The organism is Azospirillum thermophilum (assembly GCF_003130795.1).
Classification (GTDB): domain Bacteria; phylum Pseudomonadota; class Alphaproteobacteria; order Azospirillales; family Azospirillaceae; genus Azospirillum; species Azospirillum thermophilum.
The window spans coordinates 160,488-176,417 of sequence record NZ_CP029358.1; the positions used below are offsets into that span (position 1 = coordinate 160,488).

A 15,930-nucleotide genomic window follows, 5' to 3' on the forward strand; every position below is an offset into this window, starting at 1 on the left:
GAGGGAGAAAGGAGGCGACGCCAGGAGGCCGGAGGTGGGTGGTCATCATGGCAGGAGGCGCTTCGGGGGACGTTGAGGAGGCAAGATCTTCGATAAGAAAGCCTCCCCACTCCCCCGTCAAGCGCCGGGTGATATATCAGGTTGGCCTGCGCTCCAGAATCAGCGTCCCCAGCGGCGGAATCGTCAGATCCAGCGAGTAGGGGCGGCCGTGCCAGCTCGTCTCCTCGGCGTCGAGGCCGCCGGCGTTGCCGACTCCGCTGCCGCCATACTCCGGCGCGTCGGTGTTCATCACCTCGGCATAGCGGCCGGGCAGCGGCACGCCGACGCGGTAGCCCTGGCGCGGAACCGGGGTGAAGTTGCACACCACGACCAGCACATGCTCCGGATCGTCGGCCTTGCGCAGGAAGCTGTAGACCGAGTTCTCGTTGTCGTTCGATTCGATCCACTCGAAGCCCGACGGGTCGCAGTCGGTGCGGTGGAGCGCCGGCTGCGTCCGGTAGATGCGGTTCAGGTCGCGGATCAGGCTCTGGATGCCCTTGTGCGGCGCCTCCTCCAGCAGGTGCCAGTCCAGGCTCTGGTTGTAGTTCCACTCCCGCCACTGCGCGAACTCGCCGCCCATGAACAGCAGCTTCTTGCCGGGATGGGCGAACATGAAGCCGTAATAGGCGCGCAGGTTGGCGAACTTCTGCCAGTCGTCGCCCGGCATCTTGGCGATCAGCGAGCCCTTGCCGTGCACCACCTCGTCATGGCTGAGCGGCAGGACGAAATTCTCCGAGAACTGATAGATCAGCCCGAAGGTCATGTCGTGGTGATGGTAGCGGCGGTGGATCGGATCCTTCGACATGTAGTTCAGCGTGTCGTGCATCCACCCCATGTTCCACTTGTAGCCGAAGCCGAGCCCGCCGAGATACGTCGGCTTCGACACCATCGGCCAGGAGGTCGATTCCTCCGCCACCGTCATGGCACCGGCATTGTTGCCGTAGGCCAGTTCGTTCATCCGCTTGAGGAAGGCGATGGCCTCCAGGTTCTCCCGCCCGCCGAAGCGGTTGGGGATCCACTCCCCCTCCTTGCGGCTGTAGTCGAGGTAGAGCATCGAGGCGACGGCATCGACGCGCAGCCCGTCCAGCCGGTAGTGGTCGAGCCAGAACAGCGCGTTGTCGAGCAGGAAGTTCGACACCTCCGTCCGCCCGAAATTGTAGATCAGCGTGTTCCAGTCCTGGTGGTAGCCCTGGCGCGGGTCGGCATGCTCATAGAGATGGGTTCCGTCGAACAGGCCGAGCCCGTGCTGGTCGGTCGGGAAATGGCCGGGCACCCAGTCCAGCAGGATGCCGATTCCCGCCCGGTGGCAGGCGTCGACGAAGGCCTTGAAATCCTCCGGCGTGCCGTGGCGGCTGGTCGGGGCGTAGAGCCCGATCGGCTGGTAGCCCCAGGAGCCGTCGAACGGGTGCTCGGTGATCGGCAGCAGCTCGATATGGGTGAAGCCCATGTCGGTGACGTAGGGGATCAGCCGCTCCGCCAGCTCGGCATAGGTCAGGAAGCGGTTGTCCTCGTCGGGCGCCCGCATCCAGGAGCCGAGATGCACCTCGTAGATCGAGACCGGCGCCTTGCGGTCGGCGGTGGAGGCGCGGCTGCGCATCCACTCCTCGTCCTGCCACTGGTAGTGCGGCAGGCCGTGGACGACGGAGGCGGTCAGCGGCCGCATCTCCGCCTGGAAGGCGTAGGGGTCGGCCTTCAGCGGCAGCAGGTTGCCGCCCGGTCCCTTGATCTCGAACTTGTAGCGCTGGCCGACGCCGGCGTGCGGCACGAAGATCTCCCAGACGCCGACCTCCACGCGCTTGCGCATCGGCAGGCGGCGACCGTCCCAGTCGCAGAAGTCGCCGACCACGCTGACCCGCCGGGCGCTCGGCGCCCAGACGGCGAAGGCGACGCCGGGCACGCCGTCCACCTCGCGCGGGTGGGCGCCCAGCCGCTCGTAGGCGCGCAGATGGGTGCCCTCGCCCAGCAGATGGATGTCCAGCTCGCCCAGCACCGGGCCGAAGCGGTAGGCATCCTCGAACTCCGTCGTCGTCAGCGGGAACTCCACCCGCAGGCGATAGCGGAAGCGCTGCGTGCGGTCGGCCAGCACGGCGATGAAGAAGCCGTCCTCATGGACGCGCTCCGCCTCGCCGGCCACCTCGCCGGTGGTGCTGTCGATCACCCAGACGCGCAGCGCGCCGGGGAGGAAGCTGCGGACCTCGACCGGCTCCCCTTCCCCGCCCTGGTGCATGCCGAGGATGGCGAAGGGATCGCCGTGATCGGCACGGACCACCGCCTCCACCCCGCCGCGCAGCGATGCGAGACGCTGCTCCTCGGCGCGGATTCCCGTGCGGACTTCATTCGGCATCGGCTGGACTCCCCTGGAACCACTCGTGGCGTGAACATACCGCCGGCGATATCGTCACACCATTCAAGACGCTTCGTCCAACAGGCCGAGCACCCCTTTGACCGGAATGCCGATCCAGTTCGGCCGGTTGGCCGCCTCGTAGGCGATCTCGTAGAAGGCCTTCTCCAGCAGGAACAGGGTCAGCAGCCCCGTCGCCGCGTCCTCCTCCCGCGGCCAGCTCGGGCTGTCGGCGATGGCCGCCCGGTAGCCGTCGAGGAAGGCTGCGACGCTCCGCCGCTCCCAGTCGAGGGCGGCGTCCACCACCGGCTGCGGCAGCTCGCCCCCGCCGTCCAGCCGGAACAGCGCCGCCCAGGCCGCATAGTTGAAGGAGCGCAGCATCCCCGCCACGTCGCGCAGCGGGCTGTGCTTGGCACGCCGTTCCTCCAACGTCTTCACCGGCTCGCCTTCGAAGTCGATGATGTACCAGTCGTTCTGCGCCCGCAGCACCTGGCCCAGATGGTAGTCGCCGTGGATGCGCGTCTTCATGCAGGCGGGATCCAGCGCCGTCAGCTCGGCCAGGCGCCGCTCGACGGCCTTGCGGTCGGCGAGCAGCCGGTCGACGTCCTCGCGCACCGGTCCGCTCAGCCGCTCCGCCGCGCCGGACAGCGCGGTGAAGGCGGCGTCGGCCTGCGTCCGCACCGCGGCGGCCCAGGCGGCGAGGTCGTCGCGGGTGACCGGCTCCGGATCGAAGGAAGGGTCGCCCGTGACGGTGGCGAGGGCGGCATGCAGCTCCGCCGTGCGCCGGCCCAGCGTCTCCACCATGGTCAGGTGGATGGAATAGGGCTCGCCCCCTTCCGCCGCATCCTCGGTGGTGCGGGCGACGCCGAGCCGGATGTCCTCCAGTTCGCGCTCCAGCGACTCGACGGTGCTGGCCCAGCCGTCGCCCTGGTTGCGGACGAAGCTCTGCACGACGGCGAGCGCGGTCGGCGTGCCGTTGTCGTCGATATGCTCCACCGCGCCCAGCAGCGCCGGGGTGTTGGCGAAGCCGACGACCTCCGTCAGGAAGCGGCCCATCTCCAGCTCCGGATGGGCGCCGGCGGTCAGGCGGCGGAAGATCTTCACCACCATGCTGTCGTCGACCAGGACGGAGCTGTTGGACTGCTCCACCCCCAGCCGGCGCACCCCGGCCTCCGGCGGCAGCTCGACCTCGGCCAGGCGCTCGGTCGGGGCGAAGCGGATGGTGCCGTAGGGGGTGGTCTGCGTCCGCCCCTCGCGCAGCGCCGCCACCAGCGACAGCACGAAGCTGTCGGCCTGCACCGCGTCGTAGATGGCGCCCGTCCTCGGCCCGCGGCGGACCTTGGCGAGCGTGTAGGGCATCAGCGGCCAGCTCGCGGTGCCGGCGGCATCCTCCCAGCTCATCGCCAGCGGCACCAGATAGGACTGGCTGCCGCCGTCGTCGAGCGCGATCTCCACCCGCGTCATCAGGAAGCCGTCGCCGGGGCCGGGAAGCTCGGCGGCCAGCGACACCTGGGCGGCCTCCACCCGGCGGTCCTTGGCGGCGAACCAGCGCTGCTTGGGCAGGAAGGCCTGCAGGATGTCGCGCGCCAGCTCCTGCGCGGCGCGGCCGGTGGTGATGCCGTGCCAGCCGGCGCGCATCACGACGGTCAGCAGGTCGGGCACCGGCTCCGGCATCGTCTCGTGCCAGGCGGGCAACTCGGCCTCCACCGCCAGCACGAACCAGTAGAAGCCGTAGGCCGGCAGGGTCAGCAGGTAGGGCAGGTCGCCGACCGGCGGGAAGACCGTCCGGCCCAGCATCTCCACCGGGATGCGGCCCTTGAACTGCTTGAGGTCGAGTTCGACCGCCTGGGCCGAGCGCGACAGGTTGGCGACGCACAGGACGATCTCCTCGCCCTGTTCGCCCTCCCTGCAGCGGACATAGGCCAGCACCTTGCGGTTGCCGGGATAGAGCAGGCGGAAGCTGCCGCGGCCGAACACCTGACGCTGCTGGCGCACCGCCACCAGCCGCTTCATCCAGTTCAGCAGCGAGGACGGGTTGCGGGTCTGCGCCTCGACGTTGACCGCCTGATAGCCGTAGATCGGGTCGAGGACCGCCGGCAGGTAGAGACGGGCCGGGTCGGCGCGCGAGAAGCCGCCGTTGCGGTCGATCGACCATTGCATCGGGGTGCGCACGCCGTCGCGGTCGCCGAGATAGATGTTGTCGCCCATGCCGATCTCGTCGCCGTAATAGAGCACCGGCGTGCCGGGCATCGACATCAGCAGGCTGTTCAGCAGCTCGATCTTGCGCCGGTCGTTCTCCAGCAGGGCGGCGAGGCGGCGGCGGATGCCGAGGTTGATGCGCATCCGCCGGTCGGCGGCGTAGAAGTTCCAGAGATAGTCCCGCTCCTTGTCGGTCACCATTTCCAGCGTCAGCTCGTCATGGTTGCGCAGGAAGATCGCCCACTGGCTGAGGGACGGGATCTCCGGCGTCTGGCGCATGATGTCGGCGATGGGGTGGCGGTCCTCCATGGCGACGGCCATGTAGATCCGCGGCATCAGCGGGAAGTGGAAGGCCATGTGGCATTCGTCGCCGCCCTTCTCCGGATCGCCGAAATAGGGCAGCACGTCCTCCGGCCACTGGTTGGCCTCGGCCAGCAGCATGCGGTCTTCGTAATGCTTGTCCAGCTCGGCGCGGATCGCCTTCAGGACGTCGTGGGTCTCCGGCAGATTCTCGTTGTTGGTGCCCTCGCGCTCCTTCAGGTAGGGGATGGCGTCGAGGCGCAGCCCGTCCACCCCCAGGTCCAGCCAGAAGCGCATGACCTTCAGCACCTCCGCCAGCACCGCCGGATTGTCGAAGTTCAGGTCGGGCTGGTGCGAGTAGAAGCGGTGCCAGTAATAGGCGCCGGCGACCGGATCCCAGGTCCAGTTGGACTTCTCGGTGTCGCAGAAGATGATGCGGGTGCCCTGGTACTTCTGGTCGGTGTCGGACCAGACGTAGAAGTTGCGGTGGTTCGAGCCGGGCCTGGCCTGCCGGGCGCGCTGGAACCACGGATGCTGGTCGGAGGTGTGGTTGATGACCAGCTCGGTGATCACGCGCAGGCCGCGGTCGTGGCATTCCTTCAGGAAGCGCTTGAAGTCCTTCAGGTTGCCATAGGACGGGTTGACCGAGGTGTAGTCGGCGATGTCGTACCCGTCGTCGCGCAGCGGCGAGGGGTAGAAGGGCAGCAGCCAGATCGCCGTCACCCCCAGTTCCTGGATGTAATCCAGCTTCTGGGTCAGACCGGCGAAGTCGCCGATCCCGTCATTGTCGGCGTCGTAGAACGCCTTGACGTGAAGCTGATAGATGACGGCGTCCTTGTACCAAAGCCGGTCGGTCCTGTCGATCATCGGTGGAGCGCTTCCCCGGGCCAGTTGTTACGCGACGCGTCGCGACGCGCCGTCCTCGCGCAGACACGGAGCCTTAAACAGGCTTGCCGGGCTGAAGGTTGCAATCTCCGGCGGCGTCGCCGCCACCCCCCAACTCGGGTAGGGGGCCGGACCCGTCCGGCGGCGAAGCGGACGTCGGAGTTAATCCGTCCGGTCAATGGTCGCTGGACAGGCTCGGGGTGCTTCGTTCACAAATCCTTCTTCCGCATGACCTTTCCGCCGGGACCGGAAGATGAACGATCGCCCGCAGAACCTGCTCTACGCCGTGGACGAGCGGCCGCCGCCCCGCGTCCTGGGCGTGATGGCCATGCAGCACATGGTGCTGGGCCTGATGTTCATGATGTATCCGGTCATCGCGGCGGGCGAGATCGGACTGGACGCGGCGGCGCGGCAGGCGCTGGTGACGACGGCGACGCTGGCCGTCGGCTTCGCCACCATCCTGCAGGCCTCGCCGATCGGCAGCGGCTTCCTCGCCGTGGCCCTGCCGAACCCGCTGGTGCTGCCGGTCTTCGTCGGCGCGGCGCGCGCCGGCGGGCTGGGGGCGGCCTGCGGCACGCTGGCGGTGTGCGGCCTGATGCAGATGGGGCTGGCGCGCATGCTGCCGCGGCTGCGCGTGCTGTTCCCGCCGGAGGTCTGCGGCGTGGCGGTCACCATGCTCGGCGTGTCGATGATCGGCGGCGGCGTCCGGCGCTTCAGCGGCTTCGACCCGCAGACCATGACGGTCAGCGGCGGCTCGCTGGCGGTCGGCTTCGCCACCTTCGGCACCATCGCCGCGCTGTCGGTGTGGTCGAAGGGGCAGCTCCGGCTCTACGCCATGCTCGCCGGCTGCGTGCTCGGCTACGGGGCGGCGGCGGCGCTCGGCAAGCTGGGGCCGGAGGCCTGGACGGCGGTGGCCGACGCGCCGCTCCTCGGGCTGCCGGTGCCGCACATCCCGGCGCTGTCCTTCAGCTTCGACCTGCTGACCCCGCTGTTCATCGCGATCCTGCTGACGGTCACCGATTCCGTCGGCTGCTTCATCACCATGGACAAGATGAACAAGGCGCACTGGGCGCGCACCGACATGAAGGTGCTGAGCCGCGGCGTCTTCGCCGAGGGGCTGGCCAACACGCTGGCCGGCGCCGCCGGCACCTTCGGCGTCGGGCTGTCCTCGGCCAACATCGGCCTGTCCTTCGCCAGCGGCGTCACGGCGCGCGTGGTCGGGATGGCCGCCGGCATCCTGCTGATCGCCGCCGCCTTCGTGCCGAAGCTGACCACCCTGCTGATCCATATGCCGGAGCCGGTGATCGGCGCCGTGCTGGTGTTCACCGCCGCCTGCCTGATCACCGCCGGGATGGAGCTGATCATGTCGCGCATGCTGAACGACCGGCGCATGCTGGTGATCGGCCTGTCGATGATCCTCGGCCTGTCGGTCCAGTCGGTCCCCGGCCTCTACAAGAGCCTGCCCGCCTGGTTCGAGCCGCTGGTCCATTCGGAGCTGACGGTGGGCGCCGTGGTGGCGCTGGTGCTGAACCTGCTGTTCCGCATCGGCATCGCCAGGCGCGCCACGCTGGAGTTCCAGCCGGGGACGACCCCGCTCGGCGCCGTCTACGACTTCATGGAGCGGCAGGGCTCGCTCTGGGGAGCCCGGCGCGACGTGGTGCAGCGCGCCACCCAGGGGCTGGTCGAGGCGCTGGAGACCCTGCAGCAGAGCAACCCGCGCGGCGCCAGGGTGACGGTGGAGGCGACCTTCGACGAGCTGGCGCTGGACCTGCGCCTGCGCTACCCGGGCGCGGCGATGGTGCTGGAGCCGGCGGCGCTGGACATGGAGGCGCTGCTCGACAGCGACGACCATGGGGCGCTCGACACCGCGCTGCGGCAGGTGTCGGCCACCCTGCTCACCCGCATCGCCGACCGCGTCTCCGCCTCCAACCGCAACGGCGAGGCGATGCTCTACCTGCATTTCGCCCACTGAGCGGGCCGGGCGGAGCGCAGCGAATTCGGTGGGCGGGGGCTCAGTCGGCGGGGGCTGCGGCCTCCGTCGCCGTCGCCTCCGCCCGCGCGGCATAGCGGCGGGACATGGCGGCGCCGACCATCAGCTGGATCTGGTGGAAGATCATCACCGGCAGCAGCACCATGCCCACCGTCGCCGGGGCGAACAGGACGCCGGCCATCGGCACGCCGCTGACCAGCGACTTCTTGGAGCCGCAGAAGACGATCGCCGCCTCGTCCTCCCGGGAGAAGCCGAAACGCCGCGACAGGACGGTCGTCAGCGCCAGCAGCAGGCCCAGGATCACGGCGCAGACCACCGCCACGGTCAGCAGCGACACCGGCGGGATCTGGTGCCACAGCCCGCGGGTCACCGCCTCGCTGAAGGAGAGATAGACCACCAGCAGGATCGACCCGCGGTCGGTCACCTGCAGGATCCTCCTGTTGCGCGTCACCCAGCCTCCCAGCCAGCGGTGCAGCACCTGCCCCAGAACGAAGGGCAGCAGGAGCTGGGCGGCGATCGCCTCCAGCGATTCCAGCGACAGGCCGGCGCCGCTGGTCTTCATCAGCACCGCCACCAGCAGCGGCGTCACCGCGATGCCCACGATGTTGGAGATGGTGGAGCTGCACACCGCCGCCGCGACGTTGCCCCGCGCGATGGAGGTGAAGGCGATCGACGACTGCACGGTGGACGGCAGCAGGCAGAGGAACAGCACCCCGCTCGCCAGCGTCGGCGACAGCAGCCGCTCCGGCATCACCGCGGTCACCGCCAGCCCGAGCAGCGGGAAGATGGCGTAGGTCACCAGGAAGACCAGCAGGTGCAGCCGCCAGTGCGTGACGCCGCTGACCACCGCCTCGCGCGGCAGGCGGGCGCCGTGCAGGAAGAACAGCCAGGCGATCAGCAGGTCGGCGATCTGCCGCCCCACCTCGGCCGGCGGTCCGCTGATCGGCAGAAGGCTGGCGAGCAGCACGGTGCCGACCAGGAGCAGGGTGAAGAGGTCGACCGGCAGGCGCGGAATCCGGAACATCGCGGCATCTTCGGCAAGGGATGGTCTGCGGACGCCCCGAGCGGAGCGTCCCCCTGTCCGTTGATAAGCACACGGCGCCTGACGTGCAAAGTGTAAATACCCGATGCGATCCGGACCCAGCCCGGCGGCCGGCGCAGGTCTCGCCGGGCTAAAGTCCGATGAAGGGCTGCATCAGCCGGCCCACCAGCCCGGTGAAGCGCAGCGGCGCATCGGTGGCGATCAGGCAGATGCAGTCCTCGTGGCTGTCGGCGATGGGCTGGTGCCGCGTCTCGCCGTCGGCCTCCGCGATGTCGCCCGCGGTATAGCGGCCGAGCTCGTCGGCATAGGAGCCGGCGAAGACCAGCGTCAGTTCCGTCCCGCCATGGCCGTGGTGGGGAAGCGCGGTGCCGGGCGCGATGCGCAGCAGATGCGCCGTGCCGCCGCGGGCGGTGCGCGGCATCACCTCGATGCGGCGGACGCCGGGCGCGATGCGCTGCCACCGCTGATCCATCCCCGGCCCGACATAGGAGCGCAGCGGCTCCGGCAGCAGCGCCGCGCCGTCCAGGGCGCGGCAGGGGTTGGGTGCGGGGAGGCGGACCGGGGCGGCATCCCGCCGCATCCAGCCGTCCGGCGCGTCGATGCGGGCGAAGAGGGAGGACAGCGCGTCCGCCGCCAGCGGCTCCGGCGCAAGCTCCTCCAGCAGGGCGCCGCCCAGCGCGTCGATCTCGGCGGCGGCGGCGCGGCAGAGCGGGCAGCGGGCGAGATGGGTCGCCACCGCCAGGGACAGGGCCTCGCCCAGGCTGCCGGACCCATAGGCGACCAGCAGGGCGTCGCTCGGATGGTGTTTCGGCATCATGGGTCTTCATCTCCAAGAGCCTTGCGGATCTTGCCGAGGGCAAGGCGCAGGCGCGACTTCACGGTTCCAAGGGGCAGGTTCAGGCGTTCGGCGATCGCCGGATGGGCGAGGTCGGCGAAGAAGGACAGCCGCACCACCTCCGCCTGTTCCGGCGACAGGCCGGCGAGCGCCGCCCGCAGCCGGCGCGCCCGCTGTCCGGCGGCCAGCAGGGCGTCGGCCGGCGGCCGGTCGTCCTCCTGCTGCTCCAGCAGCTCGTCCGACACCTCCGGGTGACGCTCCCGGCGCAGGGCGTCGATGCGCAGGTTGCGGGCGATGGTGAAGACCCAGGTGGCCGGCTCCGCCCGGGCGGGGTCGTAGAGCCCGGCCTTGCGCCACACCGTCAGCATCGTCTCCTGCGCCAGATCCTCCGCCCGCGCCTGCGGCATCCCGAGCTTCAGCATGTAGGCCTTCACCCGCGGGGCGAAATGCCCGAACAGCAGGGCGAAGGCCTGCCGGTCGTGCCGCTCCGCCACCGCCCGCAGGGCGGCGGCCAGAGGCTCGACGGCCGCGCCGTCGGGCGGCGGGTCGGGCGGGGGCGTCACGGGTTGGGCTGCGGTCGCGAACATGCCCCCTCTACGCAGGCTCCCGGCGATCGGATCACACGAACCTTTCGCAGACGATTTTTTGCGGCCCGGCCGGCCGGCCGGCGGGGAACCGGGCATGCCGGACCGCGGTTGCCGTCCGGAGACCGACCGATCCGACCGGCAATGGAGACAGCCATGGCGAGAACCGCTTCCGACATCCTGGTGGACGTGCTGGTGGACTGGGGGGTCGACACGGTCTTCGGCATTCCCGGCGACGGCATCAACGGCATCATGGAGGCGCTGCGCACGCGCAAGGACGAGATCCGCTTCGTCCAGGTCCGGCACGAGGAGGCCGCGGCCTTCGCCGCCTGCGGCTACGCCAAATTCACCGGCCGGCTCGGCGTCTGCCTCGCCACCTCCGGCCCCGGCGGCCTCCATCTGCTGAACGGGCTCTACGACGCCAAGCTCGACCACCAGCCGGTGCTGGCGATCACCGGGCTGCAGTTCCACGACCTGGTCGGCACCTACACCCAGCAGGACGTGGAGCTCGACAAGGTCTTCCAGGACGTGGCGCTCTACAACCAGCGCATCATGGGCGCCGCCCATGTCCACAACATCACCACGCTGGCCTGCCGCACCGCGCTCGCCCACCGCGGGGTCGCCCACATCACCATCCCCGTCGACCTGCAGGACCAGCCGGCGGGCGACGACCTGCGCGCGCCGCGCAACGTCAAGGGCCACAACACCAGCCTCTTCGCGCCGGAGCTGCCGGTTCCCTCGGAGGAGCAGGTGAAGCGGGCCGTCGGGATCCTGGACGCCGGGCAGCGCATCGTCATCCTCGCCGGCCAGGGGGCGCTGAAGGCGACCGACCAGCTCGAGCGGCTGGCCGACCGGCTGGGGGCGGTGATCGTCAAGGCGCTGCTGGGCAAGGCCGCGGTGCCCGACGACAGCCCCTTCACCACCGGGCAGGTCGGCCTGCTCGGCACCGCTCCCTCGCAGGAGGCGCTGGAGACCTGCGACACTCTGCTGATCGCCGGCTCCACCTTCCCCTACATCGAGTATTACCCGAAGCCGGGGCAGGCCCGCGCCATCCAGATCGACATCGACGCCGCGCGCATCGGGCTGCGCTATCCGGTGGAGGCCGGGCTGGTCGGCGACTGCCGCGTGGCGCTCGACATCCTGCTGGAGCGCGCCGCCCCGCATCCCGACCGCTCCTTCCTGGAGACGGCGCAGGCCGGCAAGGCCGGGTGGCTGAGGCTGATGGAGGAACGCGGCACCCGCCCCGACCTGCCGATGAAGCCGCAGGTGGTCGCCTGGGAACTCGGCAAGCGGCTGACCGACACCGCCATCGTCGCCTGCGACAGCGGCACGATCGCGACCTGGTGGGCGCGGCAGATTCCGGCGCGGCGCGGGCAGATGCACTCGCTGTCCGGCAACCTCGCCACCATGGCGCCCGGCCTGCCCTACGCCATCGCCGCGCAGCTCGCCCATCCCGACCGGCAGGTGGTCGCCTATGTCGGCGACGGCGGCTTCTCCATGCTGATGGCCGACTTCGCCACGGCGGTGAAGTACGGGCTGCCGATCAAGGTGGTGATCAACAACAACCGGTCGCTGGGCCAGATCAAGTGGGAGCAGATGGTCTTCCTCGGCAACCCGGAATATGGCTGCGACCTGCATCCCATCGACTTCGCCAGGGTGGCGGAGGCCTGCGGCGGCAAGGGCTTCACCATCACCGATCCCAAGGACTGCGGCGCGGCGCTCGACGCCGCGCTCGCCCATCCCGGGCCGGTGGTGGTCGACTGCATCGTCGACGGCAACGAGCCGCCGATGCCGCCGAAGGTCCAGGCCAAGCAGGCCCTGCACCTGACCGAGGCGCTCGCCCGCGGCACGCCCGACGCCCTGAAGATCGCCGCGACGGTGTTCAGGAACCGGGCGCGGGAGATCATCTGACGATGCGGCGGAGGCATCGGCGTCCGGTGCCTCTTCCTGGAAGAGCGTAAGAACATTTGTGGATTTTTCTTATCTGGCGTGGCGTCGGGGAAAAGGAGGCGCTGCATGGCGACCATGACCGTTTCCCTTCCCTATCCGATGAAGGAATGGGTAGAGGCCCAGGTCCGCTCCGGTGAATACGCCAGTTCGAGCGACGATGTGCGCGATCTCATCCGGCGGGACCGTGAACAGAAGGACCGTGCTGACCGGTTCGGTCGTGGCGGGCATCCGGCCGCCCGGTGAAACACGGTGATCCATATCCGAACGGGTAACGTAGACGGGACTGTTGACTGGTCCCGCAGGGTTGCCCGCCATGAGTGTCCTCCCCTTCCGCCCCTCCTCCGCCCCGTCCGACGGCGGTCCGCTGGAGATCGCCGTCATCGGCTCCGGCATCTCCGGCCTGTCGGCGGCCTGGCTGCTGTCCAAGGCCCACCGCGTCACGCTCTACGAGAAGGAGGACCGGCCGGGCGGGCATGCCAACACCGTCGAGGCGGCAGGGAGCGGGCCGGTCGACACCGGCTTCATCGTCTATAACGAGCCCTGCTATCCCAACCTCGTCGCGCTGTTCGACCATCTCGGCGTGGCGACGCGGGCGACCGACATGTCCTTCTCCGCCTCGCTCGACGGCGGGCGGGTGGAGTATGCCGGCAGCACGCTCGGCACGCTGTTCGCGCAGAAGAGCAACCTGCTGCGCCCCCGCTTCTGGCGGATGCTGCGCGACCTGCTGCGCTTCTACCGCGAGGCGCCGCGCCTGCTGAGCGATCCGGCGGCGGACGGGCTGACGCTCGGTCAGGTACTGGACCGCGGCGGCTATTCCGACGCCTTCGTGCGCGACCATCTGCTGCCGATGGCCGCCGCCATCTGGTCGAGCCCGGTCGAGACGATGCGCGACCATCCCGCCGCCGCCTTCGTCCGCTTCTGCGAGAATCACGGCCTGCTGAAGATCACCGGCCGCCCGGTCTGGCGCACGGTCGAGGGCGGCAGCCGCGCCTACGTCTCGCGCATCCTGCAGGACATGGGCGGCGCCTTGCGGCTCAACACGGCGGTGGAGGCCGTGACGCGCGAGCCGGGCCGGGTACTGGTGCGCGACCGCAAGGGCGACGTGCGCAGCTTCGACCATGTCGTGCTGGCGACCCATGCCGACCAGGCGCTCGCCCTGCTCGACGATCCCGGCAGCGACGAGACGGCGCTGCTCGGCGCCTTCGCCTACGAGCGCAACATCGCCATCCTGCACGGCGACGCCTCGCTGATGCCGCGCCGCCGCAAGACCTGGTCGAGCTGGAACTACCTGTCGCAGCGCGGCGAGGACGGCAGCGACGCCGTCTGCGTCACCTACTGGATGAACCGGCTGCAGGGGTTCCTGCCGGCGGAGCGCGACCTGTTCGTCACGCTGAACCCGGTGCGCCCGCCGCGCGACGGCAGCATCCTGCGCAGCTTCCTCTACGACCACCCGATCTTCGGCATGGGGGCGCTCGCCGCCCAGAAGAGGCTGTGGAGCCTGCAGGGGCAGCGCAACACCTGGTTCGCCGGCAGCTATTTCGGCGCCGGCTTCCACGAGGACGGGCTGCAGGCCGGGCTCGCCGCGGCGGAGGCGCTGGGCGGGGTCAGGCGCCCCTGGCGGGTGTCGGACGAATCCGGCCGCATCCACATCGGCCCGGCCCCGGCGGTCGCCCGTCCGATGGAGGCCGCGTGATGGCCGACCCCTCCCTCCCCGACTTCGCCTCCGCGCTTTATGTCGGCACGGTGGTGCATCGCCGGCTGAAGCCGGTGCGGCACCGCCTGTCCTACCGGGTGTTCAGCCTGCTGGCCGACCTGGAGGAACTGCCGGAGCTCGACCGCCGCCTGCGGCTGTTCTCGCACAACCGCGCCGGGCTGCTGGGGTTCCGCGACCGCGACCACGGGCCGGGCGACGGGCGCCCCCTGCGGGCCTGGGCCGACGCGCAGCTCGACCGCGCGGGAATCGAGGGCGGCGGGCCGGTGCGCATCCTGTGCTTCCCGCGCGTGCTCGGCTTCGTCTTCAACCCGCTCAGCGTCTGGTTCTGCCACCGGCGCGACGGCAGCCTGTCGGCGATCCTGCACGAGGTCACCAACACCTTCGGGCAGCGCCACAGCTACCTGATCCCCGCCGCGGTCGGACCGGACGGGCTGGTGCGGCAGAGCTGCGACAAGCGCTTCTACGTCTCCCCCTTCATGGCGATGGAGACCGCCTACCAGTTCCGCATCCGGCCGCCCGGCGAGCATCTGGCTGTCGCCATCCACCAGACCGACGCCGAGGGGGCGGTGCTGCATGCTTCGCTCGCCGCCCGCCGGGTGGACCTCAGCGACGCCGCCCTGCTGCGCGCCTGGGCGCGCCACCCGCTGATGACCGCCAAGGTGGTCGCCGGGATCCACTGGGAGGCGCTGCATCTCTGGCGCAAGGGGCTGAGGCTCCATCCCCGCCCCGAGCCGCCCGCCGAGCCGGTGACCGTCGTCCCGACGGCCGCGCCAGCCGCCCTCTCCTCCGCGACGCCGTCCTCTTCCGCCAGGGAATTCGCCGCATGACCGATTTCGCCGCGTCCACCACCCGCCCGCCGCGCTGGTGGAGCCTGCTGCTGCCCGGCCGCAATCCGGCGACGGAAGCCCTGCTGCGTCTCGCCTCCCGCATCCGCCACGGCCGGCTGACGCTGCGGCTGCCCGACGGCCGCTCCGTCAGCTTCGGCGACGGGCGCAGCGGGCCGGTGGCCGACCTGATCCTCGACCATCCGGCCGCCGCGCGGCGCCTGCTGCTGGGCGGCGACATCGGCTTTGCCGAAGCCTATGGCGACGGGCTGTGGCGCACCGGCGACCTGCCCGCGCTGATCGAGCTCGCCATCCGCAACGAGGCGGAGCTGGGACGGGGAATCACCGGCTCCGCCGCGGCCGGCTGGCTGAACCGCCTGTTCCACCGCAGCCGGGCCAACAGCCGGCGCGGCAGCCGGCGCAACATCGCCGCCCATTACGACCTCGGCAACGCCTTCTACCGGCTGTGGCTGGACGAGGGGATGACCTATTCCTCCGCCCTCTACGAGCGGCCGGACCAGAGGCTGGAGGAGGCGCAGGACGCCAAGATCCGCCGCGTCGGCGAGCTGCTGGACCTGTCGCCCGGCATGCGGGTGCTGGAGATCGGCTGCGGCTGGGGCGGTCTGGCCGACCATTTGACCCGCGACCGCGGTGCCTGGCTGGTCGGCCTCACCCTCTCCACCGAGCAGCTCGCCCACGCCACGGCCCGGCTGGGGGAACGGGCGGAGCTGCGCCTGCAGGACTACCGCGACGTGACCGGCAGCTTCGACCGCATCGCCTCCATCGAGATGATCGAGGCGGTGGGCGAGGAGCATTGGCCGCGCTACTTCGCCACGCTGCGCGACCGTCTGGCGCCCGGCGGGCCGCCGTCGTCCAGGCGATCACCATTGCCGACGAGCGTTTCCCCGGCTACCGCAGCGGCTGCGACTTCATCCAGCGCCACATCTTCCCCGGCGGCATGCTGCCCTGCCCGACGGCGTTGCGCGAGCAGGCGGCACAGGCCGGGCTGCAGGTCGACCATGTGGAGACCTTCGGTCCGTCCTACGCCCTGACCTGCGCCGAATGGCGCAGGCGTTTCCAGGCCGCCTGGCCGCGGATCACCGCGCTGGGCTTCGACGAGCGGTTCCGCCGCCTGTGGGACTATTACCTGGCCTATTGCGAGGCCGGCTTCCGCAGCGGGACGATCGACGTCGGGCTCTGGCGCTTCCGCAAGCCGTGAGGGCGCCG

The 15,930-nt window shown here is 70.3% G+C and carries 9 protein-coding genes and 2 pseudogenes; 6 read left to right on the forward strand and 5 right to left on the reverse strand.

What is annotated here, in order from left to right:
• Positions 1-136: 136 nt before the first annotated feature.
• Entirely contained in the window at positions 137-2,383 is a 2,247-nt protein-coding gene (glgB, locus tag DEW08_RS28505) for a 1,4-alpha-glucan branching protein GlgB (RefSeq protein ID WP_109333773.1), read from the reverse strand.
• A 63-nt stretch (positions 2,384-2,446) separates the two neighbouring features.
• Positions 2,447-5,746: a maltose alpha-D-glucosyltransferase gene (gene treS, locus DEW08_RS28510; protein ID WP_109333775.1), complete on the reverse strand. Its 3,300-nt coding sequence runs from the start codon at positions 5,744-5,746 to the stop codon at positions 2,447-2,449.
• Between the two features lie 271 nt (positions 5,747-6,017).
• Between treS and DEW08_RS28515 the strand changes: the two genes are divergently transcribed.
• Entirely contained in the window at positions 6,018-7,736 is a 1,719-nt protein-coding gene (locus tag DEW08_RS28515; RefSeq protein ID WP_109333777.1) for a uracil-xanthine permease family protein, read from the forward strand.
• 40 nt (positions 7,737-7,776) lie between these two features.
• Here the strand turns inward: DEW08_RS28515 and DEW08_RS28520 are convergent, their stop codons facing one another.
• The 3 genes from DEW08_RS28520 to DEW08_RS28530 form a co-directional block, all read right to left on the reverse strand.
• Positions 7,777-8,778: a bile acid:sodium symporter family protein gene (locus tag DEW08_RS28520; RefSeq protein ID WP_109333779.1), complete on the reverse strand. Its 1,002-nt coding sequence runs from the start codon at positions 8,776-8,778 to the stop codon at positions 7,777-7,779.
• A gap of 148 nt (positions 8,779-8,926) precedes the next feature.
• Positions 8,927-9,613 (reverse strand): ChrR family anti-sigma-E factor, encoded by a 687-nt coding sequence (locus DEW08_RS28525; RefSeq protein ID WP_109333781.1) that lies wholly within the window; start codon positions 9,611-9,613, stop codon positions 8,927-8,929.
• Positions 9,610-10,218, reverse strand: a complete 609-nt coding sequence (locus DEW08_RS28530; RefSeq protein ID WP_109333783.1) for a sigma-70 family RNA polymerase sigma factor — start codon at positions 10,216-10,218, stop codon at positions 9,610-9,612. Before DEW08_RS28530 ends, DEW08_RS28525 begins: the two co-directional genes overlap by 4 nt.
• A 153-nt stretch (positions 10,219-10,371) precedes the next feature.
• On the opposite strand from DEW08_RS28530, the gene DEW08_RS28535 reads away from it, so the two are divergent.
• The 5 genes and pseudogenes from DEW08_RS28535 to DEW08_RS28555 all read left to right on the forward strand — a co-directional run bounded on the left by DEW08_RS28535 (position 10,372) and on the right by DEW08_RS28555 (position 15,922).
• Complete coding sequence (locus DEW08_RS28535; protein ID WP_109333785.1) at positions 10,372-12,126, forward strand: thiamine pyrophosphate-dependent enzyme; 1,755 nt, start codon at positions 10,372-10,374, stop codon at positions 12,124-12,126.
• 105 nt (positions 12,127-12,231) lie between these two features.
• Positions 12,232-12,366, forward strand: a pseudogene (locus tag DEW08_RS28540) (ribbon-helix-helix domain-containing protein); the annotation flags it as partial.
• A gap of 112 nt (positions 12,367-12,478) precedes the next feature.
• Positions 12,479-13,858: an NAD(P)/FAD-dependent oxidoreductase gene (locus DEW08_RS28545; protein ID WP_109333787.1), complete on the forward strand. Its 1,380-nt coding sequence runs from the start codon at positions 12,479-12,481 to the stop codon at positions 13,856-13,858.
• Positions 13,858-14,706 (forward strand): DUF1365 domain-containing protein, encoded by an 849-nt coding sequence (locus DEW08_RS28550; RefSeq protein ID WP_109333789.1) that lies wholly within the window; start codon positions 13,858-13,860, stop codon positions 14,704-14,706. The genes DEW08_RS28545 and DEW08_RS28550 overlap by 1 nt, the downstream gene beginning before the upstream one ends.
• A pseudogene (locus DEW08_RS28555) lies at positions 14,703-15,922 on the forward strand (class I SAM-dependent methyltransferase). The gene DEW08_RS28550 and the pseudogene DEW08_RS28555 overlap by 4 nt, the downstream one beginning before the upstream one ends.
• Positions 15,923-15,930 lie beyond the last annotated feature (8 nt).

Excerpts from the sequence above, each read along its gene's own strand:
- glgB (WP_109333773.1), bottom strand. The coding sequence starts at position 2,383 with ATGCCGAATGAAGTCCGCACGGGAATCCGCGCCGAGGAGCAGCGTCTC.
- treS (WP_109333775.1), bottom strand. The coding sequence starts at position 5,746 with ATGATCGACAGGACCGACCGGCTTTGGTACAAGGACGCCGTCATCTAT.
- DEW08_RS28515 (WP_109333777.1), top strand. The coding sequence starts at position 6,018 with ATGAACGATCGCCCGCAGAACCTGCTCTACGCCGTGGACGAGCGGCCG.
- DEW08_RS28520 (WP_109333779.1), bottom strand. The coding sequence starts at position 8,778 with ATGTTCCGGATTCCGCGCCTGCCGGTCGACCTCTTCACCCTGCTCCTG.
- DEW08_RS28525 (WP_109333781.1), bottom strand. The coding sequence starts at position 9,613 with ATGATGCCGAAACACCATCCGAGCGACGCCCTGCTGGTCGCCTATGGG.
- DEW08_RS28530 (WP_109333783.1), bottom strand. The coding sequence starts at position 10,218 with ATGTTCGCGACCGCAGCCCAACCCGTGACGCCCCCGCCCGACCCGCCG.
- DEW08_RS28535 (WP_109333785.1), top strand. The coding sequence starts at position 10,372 with ATGGCGAGAACCGCTTCCGACATCCTGGTGGACGTGCTGGTGGACTGG.
- DEW08_RS28545 (WP_109333787.1), top strand. The coding sequence starts at position 12,479 with ATGAGTGTCCTCCCCTTCCGCCCCTCCTCCGCCCCGTCCGACGGCGGT.
- DEW08_RS28550 (WP_109333789.1), top strand. The coding sequence starts at position 13,858 with ATGGCCGACCCCTCCCTCCCCGACTTCGCCTCCGCGCTTTATGTCGGC.